Annotated in this window: 8 protein-coding genes; 3 read left to right on the forward strand and 5 right to left on the reverse strand. The window is 60.0% G+C overall.

Annotation, left to right across the window (positions count from 1 at the left end; all coding sequences use genetic code 11):
• Positions 1–60: 60 nt before the first annotated feature.
• Positions 61–1,572 (reverse strand): YdgA family protein, encoded by a 1,512-nt coding sequence (locus ACK59L_RS10305; protein WP_409273411.1) that lies wholly within the window; start codon positions 1,570–1,572, stop codon positions 61–63.
• A 431-nt stretch (positions 1,573–2,003) separates the two neighbouring features.
• Between ACK59L_RS10305 and ACK59L_RS10310 the strand changes: the two genes are divergently transcribed.
• Both ACK59L_RS10310 and ACK59L_RS10315 read left to right on the forward strand, forming a co-directional pair.
• Positions 2,004–3,359: an APC family permease gene (locus tag ACK59L_RS10310; protein ID WP_409273413.1), complete on the forward strand. Its 1,356-nt coding sequence runs from the start codon at positions 2,004–2,006 to the stop codon at positions 3,357–3,359.
• 12 nt (positions 3,360–3,371) lie between these two features.
• Positions 3,372–4,331, forward strand: a complete 960-nt coding sequence (locus ACK59L_RS10315) for a cation diffusion facilitator family transporter (RefSeq protein ID WP_409273415.1) — start codon at positions 3,372–3,374, stop codon at positions 4,329–4,331.
• A gap of 10 nt (positions 4,332–4,341) precedes the next feature.
• Here the strand turns inward: ACK59L_RS10315 and ACK59L_RS10320 are convergent, their stop codons facing one another.
• Positions 4,342–5,127, reverse strand: a complete 786-nt coding sequence (locus ACK59L_RS10320; protein ID WP_196135239.1) for an EAL domain-containing protein — start codon at positions 5,125–5,127, stop codon at positions 4,342–4,344.
• A gap of 225 nt (positions 5,128–5,352) precedes the next feature.
• Between ACK59L_RS10320 and ACK59L_RS10325 the strand changes: the two genes are divergently transcribed.
• Positions 5,353–6,126, forward strand: a complete 774-nt coding sequence (locus ACK59L_RS10325; protein WP_409273417.1) for an alpha/beta fold hydrolase — start codon at positions 5,353–5,355, stop codon at positions 6,124–6,126.
• 66 nt (positions 6,127–6,192) lie between these two features.
• Here ACK59L_RS10325 and ACK59L_RS10330 read toward each other — a convergent pair whose 3' ends face one another.
• From ACK59L_RS10330 to ACK59L_RS10340, 3 genes are read right to left on the reverse strand one after another with little or no spacing between them, the layout of a single operon-like run.
• The gene (locus tag ACK59L_RS10330) at positions 6,193–6,570 is read right to left on the reverse strand and encodes a hypothetical protein (protein WP_100851035.1); all 378 of its coding nucleotides are present in this window, start codon (positions 6,568–6,570) and stop codon (positions 6,193–6,195) included.
• A gap of 22 nt (positions 6,571–6,592) precedes the next feature.
• On the reverse strand, positions 6,593–6,715 hold the full coding sequence (locus ACK59L_RS10335; protein WP_409273419.1) for a hypothetical protein: 123 nt from the start codon (positions 6,713–6,715) through the stop codon (positions 6,593–6,595).
• 55 nt (positions 6,716–6,770) lie between these two features.
• Entirely contained in the window at positions 6,771–7,145 is a 375-nt protein-coding gene (locus tag ACK59L_RS10340; protein ID WP_409273421.1) for a hypothetical protein, read from the reverse strand.
• Positions 7,146–7,351 lie beyond the last annotated feature (206 nt).

Genomic DNA, 7,351 nt, shown 5'->3' on the forward strand with positions numbered 1-7,351 from the left:
TTTTATCCAGCCATTACCCGCCCTCGTACCAGCGGCTCAAGGGCAGGTAAAGCCGGGCACTCAGCGTTGCGGCGAAAGCATTGCCAGCCGTGTATTGACGAACGCGGCAAAGGCTTCGAGCGTCATTTTCTGGCCATTGAAATCGACCATGCCATCGGCATAGTGCAACGAGCTGATCACCTTATCGCCTTCCACCGTAGCCAGGCCGCTCTGCACGCCCATCAAGCCGACCATCTCTCCTGCCTGGCCAGACTGCGTGGCGATGGCCTGGGCATCGGTCTGACCGTCGAGCAGGGCCTGCAAGGTCGCCAGGTCTCCTAGCATCGGCTTGGACAGGGACAGTTTGCTGGTGACCTGCGTCACCATCTGCTTCAACGCCTGATCTTGTGGCAAGTCGAAGGAAGACGGCGCGTCGAAGTCCATGGCCAGGTTGAAGTGGCTCTCGCCATTGGCGGTCTTGAGGCTCAAATCTTCGAGCGCCACCTTGGGTTTTGCGGCCAGCAGCGTGCGCAAGTCACCTTGGAATTTAGCCTTTTCAGCTTCGGTCATGTTGATCTGTGGCGCCGACTGCCCGGCATCTGCCGCTGCCTCGAACTCAGGCAAATGCGCCGCATACCAGTTACTCAACGCCTGCAGCGCGGGCGCATGAATGGACTTGAAGCCGACGATCATCTGGGCCTTGCCGACCGCTCGCCCATCCCAGCTAATGTCCCCAAGTTTGTATTCGACACGCCCGCCAAAGGTGTCGGGACCTTCGAGGCTTTGCAGGGTACTGAGCTCTCCCCCCTTGATGACCAGCGCCTGCTGCCTGGGCCCGAGGGTAACCTTGGTCTCGGCCAGATAAAGGTCAGCGTTGCCCGAGAACAGGTTGTCATGCGCAGTCGCCGCCAGCTTGCCACCCAACTTCAGCCCATTGAGCTCGAAGATGACGGGAGGTTGGTCTTCGCTCACCAGCTTCATCAGAAAGTGATCGGCTTCGCCATGGAAGCGCGAATCCTTGCCGTCGCGATCCCCGCTGACCCCAAGCTCCATGCCCGAGAACGCCAGGCTGGTGCCGTTGGCATCGTCGAGCTTGACCGGCGCCAGGCGAACCTGGCTGTCGACACTGCCGCCGTACCCCATGCTGGTCTGGGCGCTGAACGGCACGCGGTCCCCGGCTGCTGCGTACCAGGGCGCCGTGACCTCGTCCTTGTCGAGCGTGGTGTTGCTCAGCGCCAACACTGGCAACAACCTGAAAGTCTTGACGCGAGACCATGGGAACGGGCCGTGCTCGATCTGATCGGTCACGCCCACGTCAAAATTCATGACCTGCTGGTTGCTGGCACGCACATCGCGAGCGACCACACGGTAGTGTGCCGTGCTGCTGAACCAGCGCTGGTCCAGCGATACCAACTCGATGCGTACGCTACCCCCTGTGTTCACCAGTGACTTTTGCAGCTGCGCGTTGCTCAGGGCCAAGGCATGGTCCAGCTCACCCGGCAGTTGCTTGCCGGTGTACCAGGCTCCGCCAACGACCACTGCGGCAACGACCACCGCTACGCCGGACAGGATTGCTACTGAAGTCTTCTTCATGAATAAAACCGATTGATGTCCATAAAGGCTCGCACATCGCCTGCGCAGCCAGGAAAATGCAGCATATCACCGAAGGCCAGGCAGGTTGGCGGCAGTTCCAGGCAGGAAATCGTGCAACCCGTTGCACAAGCCCACTTCAAAGATGTCAATTTTTACGAACACGCTTATGGCCTTGGCAGTGAAAATAGAGACTACAGAAACGCTTGAATGCGTGAATTCCTCGATAAAAAGCGGACCCTCGAAACACCTTGTCATGTTTAACTTGACACCTGAGACCCTATCGTTTTTTATTTTGATCACTTGCGTGATCCAGTCACGCCTCTGCTGCTCCTACATAAAGGTGAACAATATGGAGCCCACCCGCTCGCCGCTGCTGCTTGCGCCCTTCGCTGTGCCTGTCTTTCAAGCCCTCGCCTTGGAGCCACGCCAGCATGCAGCCTGAACCCTACGCACCCGGAGCTGGCCAACTGCGCAAGACCTTGCGTTTATGGCATGTGATCATCATTGGCCTGGCGTACCTGACGCCCATGACCGTGTTCGACACCTTTGGCATCGTGTCAGGCATCACCGCAGGGCACGTGCCGAGCGCCTATATCCTGGCCCTTGCCGGGATCCTGTTCACGGCCGTCAGCTATGGCACCCTGGTCAAGCGCTTTCCTCAGTCGGGCTCGGCCTACACCTACACCCAGCGTGCCATCAATCCACACGTAGGCTTCCTGGTGGGCTGGTCCTCTTTGCTGGACTACCTGTTGCTGCCCATGGTCAACGCCTTGCTGGCCAAGCTGTACCTGTCTGCCATGTTCCCCGAGGTGGCGCCGTGGGTCTGGGTCGTGGCCTTCGTGACCCTGATCAGCCTGATCAACATGCGCAGCGTCAATCTGGTTGCGCATTTCAACCTGCTGTTCGTCGGCGTGCAGGTGGCGATCATCGCGGTGTTCATCTACCTGTGCATACGCGGCCTGGACCAGGGCGAAGGGCTGGGCACGGCATGGAGCCTGTTGCCCTTCGCCGACCAGCAGACCCACCTGAGCGCCCTGGCGGCAGGCGCAACCATTCTGTGCTTCTCATTCCTGGGTTTCGATGCGGTCACGTGCCTGTCCGAAGAAACGCGTGACCCGGGCAAAACCATACCGCGGGCCATTTTCCTCACGGCATTGATCGGCGGCGTTGTATTCATCACCGTTTCCTACTTCATCCAGGCTTATTTCCCCACGATGGCACGCTTTCACGATCAGGAAGCGGCGCTGCCGGAAATCGCCCTGTACGTGGGCGGCAAGCTGTTCCAGTCGGTCTTCATCGCGTGCACGGTAATCAACACCATCGCCTCGGGGCTGGCGTCGCAAACCAGCGTGTCGCGCCTGCTGTATGTCATGGGCCGTGACAAGGTCATACCCGCGAGCGTATTTGCACGGTTACATTCACGTTACAAGACACCCGTACTGAACATTGCCGTGGTAGGGGTGATTTCGCTGTCGGCCATCTTCTTCGACTTGGTCACCGCCACCTCCATCATCAACTTCGGTGCATTGGTGGCATTCAGCTTCGTCAACTTGTCGGTGATCAATCACTGCTACCTGCGAGAGGGCAATCGCCGAGGGCTGGCCAACCAACTGAAGTACCTGGTACTGCCTACCACTGGCTTCTGTATCATCGTTTCGCTGTGGCTGGACCTGAACGTGCACTCGCTGTTGTTCGGCGGGATCTGGGCCACGCTGGGCCTGGTGTACCTGGCCTGGTTGACCAAGGCGTTCCGTGCGGCGCCGCCCAACTGTATCGCCGAGGGATGACGCGTACCGACCATGCACAGCTCAACCACACCCGGTTTCTTCGACATCACCACTGAGCAGGGCCTGCTGCGCACCTCGATCGCGGTCACGCTGTTCATCGCCAGCATCGGCATTGCCTTTGGCTTGGCGTCGGGCTCGTTTTCTATCGTGTTCGACGGCGTCTACTCGCTGGTCGATGCCAGCATGAGCGGGCTGTCGCTAATGGTGGTCAGGCTGATCACCTCCCATGCCAGCAGCCTGCAGATGTCGCGCAAACTGCGTGAGCGCTTCACCATGGGCTTCTGGCACTTGGAACCCATGGTGCTGGCACTCAATGGCATCCTGCTCAGCGGGGTCGCCATCTATGCCCTGATCAACGCCGTGAGCAGCCTGCTGGAGGGTGGCCGTCACTTGGAGTTCGGTATCGCCATGGTCTATGCGGCGCTTACCGTCACCGCCTGCGTGACCATCGCGGTGATCGAGGACAAGGCCAACCGCAAGCTGCGCTCGGATTTCGTCGCCATGGACGTCAAGGGCTGGGTAATGTCCGCCAGCATCACGGCAGCGCTGCTGATCGCCTTCTGCTTTGGCTATGCCGTGCAGGGTACCTCGCTTGAATGGGTATCGCCCTACATCGACCCGGCGGTGCTGGCACTGGTGTGTCTGGTGATCGTGCCGCTGCCGATGTCGGTCGTTCGCCAGGCGTTGGCGGATATCTTTCTCGTCACGCCGGGCGATCTCAAGCAGCATGTGGATGTGGTTGCGCAGGCTTTCGTCGAACGCCATGGCCTGCAGTCCTACCGCGCCTATGTGGCCAAGGTGGGGCGCTCACGGGAGATTGAGCTGTACTTCATCGTGCCGCCGCAGATGGCGGCCAAGACCATCGAGCAGTGGGATGCCTGGCGCAACGAGATCGGCGACGCCATCGGCGGTGAAGGGCCCAACCGCTGGCTGACGGTGGTGTTTACCGGCGACCCCGAGTGGGCCGAATAGCCATCAGCACTCAGCCACGCAGGCGTTCGATCAGCGGCAGCGCTTCGATTTCTGGCCGGGCGAAATAGTAGCCTTGCATCAGCTCGATACCCAGGGCTGCCAACGCCTGGCACTCGGCTTCTGTCTCCACGCCTTCGGCGACCAGCAGAATGTTCAGCCGCTGCGCCACCAGCACGATGCCTGCCACGATCGCCTGGCGCACCGGGTCGGCGCCGAGGTTGCGTGTCAGCGCCATGTCCAGCTTCAGCAGGTCCGGTTGAAACTCGGCAAGCAGGTTCAAGCCCGAGTAGCCTGACCCGAAATCGTCAATGGCCGTGGTGAAGCCCTGCCGGTCGTACTCGCGAAAGATGGACTTCAGGTGTTCGGTGTCCTCGACCCGTTCGCCTTCGGTCACTTCGAAGATCAGCCTGTCGGCCGGAAAATCGAACTGCCTGGAGGCCTCGAGCGTTGCGCGGATACAGGTGGCGGGACGGTACACGGCGTTGGGCAGGAAGTTGATGCTGAGCTTGCAATCCTGCACCCGATTGAGCCCTAGCTCGGAGGCTTTTTCGATGGCCTTGACCCGGCAGGCCTGGTCGAAGCGATACAGGTTATCGGGTGTGACCTTGGCCAGCACCTGCGCAGCTCCCTCCCCCGCTACCCCTCTGACCAGCGCCTCGTAGGCGTACGGTTTACCCGAAGGCTGGTGAACGATAGGTTGGAAGGCCATGGTGATACCGAAGCCGAGGTCAGCCATCTCACGGCATTGCTTGCAACCCACAGCTTCGAAAGGCTGCGCAAAGATCAAATCGGCCATGGTGTCTCCGGCAGCTTGATGAAGAGAAAGTAGCGCTGGAATAACACGATCGTTAGAACGTCAGGACAGCGTTGTAGGCACTTTGACAGCATGCTCGCCCAGAGGTGCGGTGCGCAAGGTGAAGACCAGACAAAAAGGCCTGGCAGCTCGGATTCATTGGGCTTGAGCGGGCAACTCGGTACACTGGCGCCCGATATAACAGCTGACGACACGGACAACTTCGACATGAATGTCTTCAACCACCGGGGCGGCGAGTACCTCACTGTCGGTGATGCACGCCTTTATTACGAACAGCTGGGCGCACCTGACGCACCAGCACTGATCCTGCTGCATGGCGGCCTAGGACATAGTGAAACCTTCAACGCCATCACCCCGCATTTAGCCCACCGCTGGCGCGTAATCGGCATCGACAGCCGCGGCCAGGGCATGTCCACCCTGGGCAGCGCACCACTCACTTATGAACGCATGCAGCACGACGTAGAGCAGGTGATCGATCACCTGGCGCTTGAACGCGTCAGCCTGATCGGGCACAGCGATGGCGGAATCGTCGCGTTGCGCATGGCTGCCTCGCAGGCCGTGACGGTCGATAGGCTCGTCACCATCGGGGCTCACTGGGCGCTGGGAGAGAACGACCCTGCGCGGGCCCTGTACGAGGGAATTACCGCCGCGAAGTGGCGCGACCTGTTTGCCGAAGAGGTAGCTCGCTATGAGGCGATCAACCCGCAGCCGGACTTTGCAAGGTTGCTGGAGGCCGTGCGGGGGATGTGGCTCGATGACAGCGAGCACGGGTATCCCGCCGCCAACGTCGGTCGCATTACCGCGCCATTGCTGGTGGTGCGTGGCGATCGTGATCGCCTGGTTTCACGCGCCAATGCCCTGGAGCTGGTAGAGCAAGTGCCTGGGGCGCAGCTGTTGAACCTGGCGCTGGCTGATCACTCACCTCATGAAACGCACCCGCAATGGCTACTGCCTGTGGTGGCAGCTTTTTTGAATCAGTGATGACGAGAGGCGAAAGCGATCATCGCTTAACGCCCCTTTGCCCGGTACCTGCTTCCCACCACCGGGCTACGCTTTGGGCGCCATGTCGATGACCGCACAGCGACCATTGGCCCTGACTTTCTGCACCACGTGCGCCCTGTCGACAAAGACGTTGATTTCGCAACTGCCTGAATGCTCGACATCCTGCCAATACTCGCGGTGTACCAATTGGCCATTTTCAGGGCCGGTGTAGGTGCCCGCAGCCTCCCGGGAGATATACGTGCTGTCGCGCACGTACCTGAGCACCACCATGTCCTGATCAGGTGCCACCATGATGACCCTGGGCACACCGAAATAGTCGATCAGCTCACCGACTGGGCGGCCTTTCCATGCACTGGTTGCCTCAAGTGACGAGCAACCACCAAGCAGGACAGCCCCTAGGCAAAACACGAGCAGGCGGATCATGGCTTCTCTCCTTGGTGGCCAGTTACTTGGCAGGCATCTGTGTGAAGGCGTGGTCGATCTGCCTGATGATCTCGGCCCTGAGCGCTTCGCGGTTCAGTATCTCGAATAGCTGGGGGCCAGAGCGGCTCAGCTGCGAAGCTGACATCACGCCCAGGTGCTCCATCTTGAGGGCTTGGCGCTCAGCTGGCTTGCAGATGAAATCACGACTTCGCGCCAACCACGGTTGTTGATCGCCCTGCCATCGATTGGAGAACTTGGCCTTGCGCAAGGTATTGGCCACGCTGCTGAAGTCGAGCGCCCCCCGTGACCCTTGCCCGCTTGTTCCTGCAATCGACTTCGACGTCGTAGACTGTGAAATCGGGCTTGCCGGGCTGCTGGTCAAACAGATAGACGCCCAAGGATTTGGCGCCACCGGGGCGCTCGTAGATGTTACTGGGGTCGCCATCTGCAAGGTACACCTTGCTCTTGCCCAGGCTGGCTTGATGATGCACTACCCAGTAGTCGCCCTTTTGGGCAGTGTCCGCATGGACGGGTAAAGCACCCAACAAGAGTGCAAGCGACAGCAGCTGTTTCACTGGGGAGCGCATGACTGGCCATCTCTCTGCCCATTACTTAGACGGAAAATTTCCCCATCCGCAGTAGTGGGCAAAGGGCTATCTAGTACACCTGGACTAGGGGTCGCCTGCTGAGACTTCATCAGAGGCCACCTTGCACGTGAAACACTGCCCATGAATGAGGCAGTGTCACTGCAGACAGACTACGGCCCCAGCACTTTGACCAG

The sequence above is a fragment of the Pseudomonas sp. KCJK9111 genome (assembly GCF_046231935.1).
Taxonomy (GTDB): domain Bacteria; phylum Pseudomonadota; class Gammaproteobacteria; order Pseudomonadales; family Pseudomonadaceae; genus Aquipseudomonas; species Aquipseudomonas parafulva_B.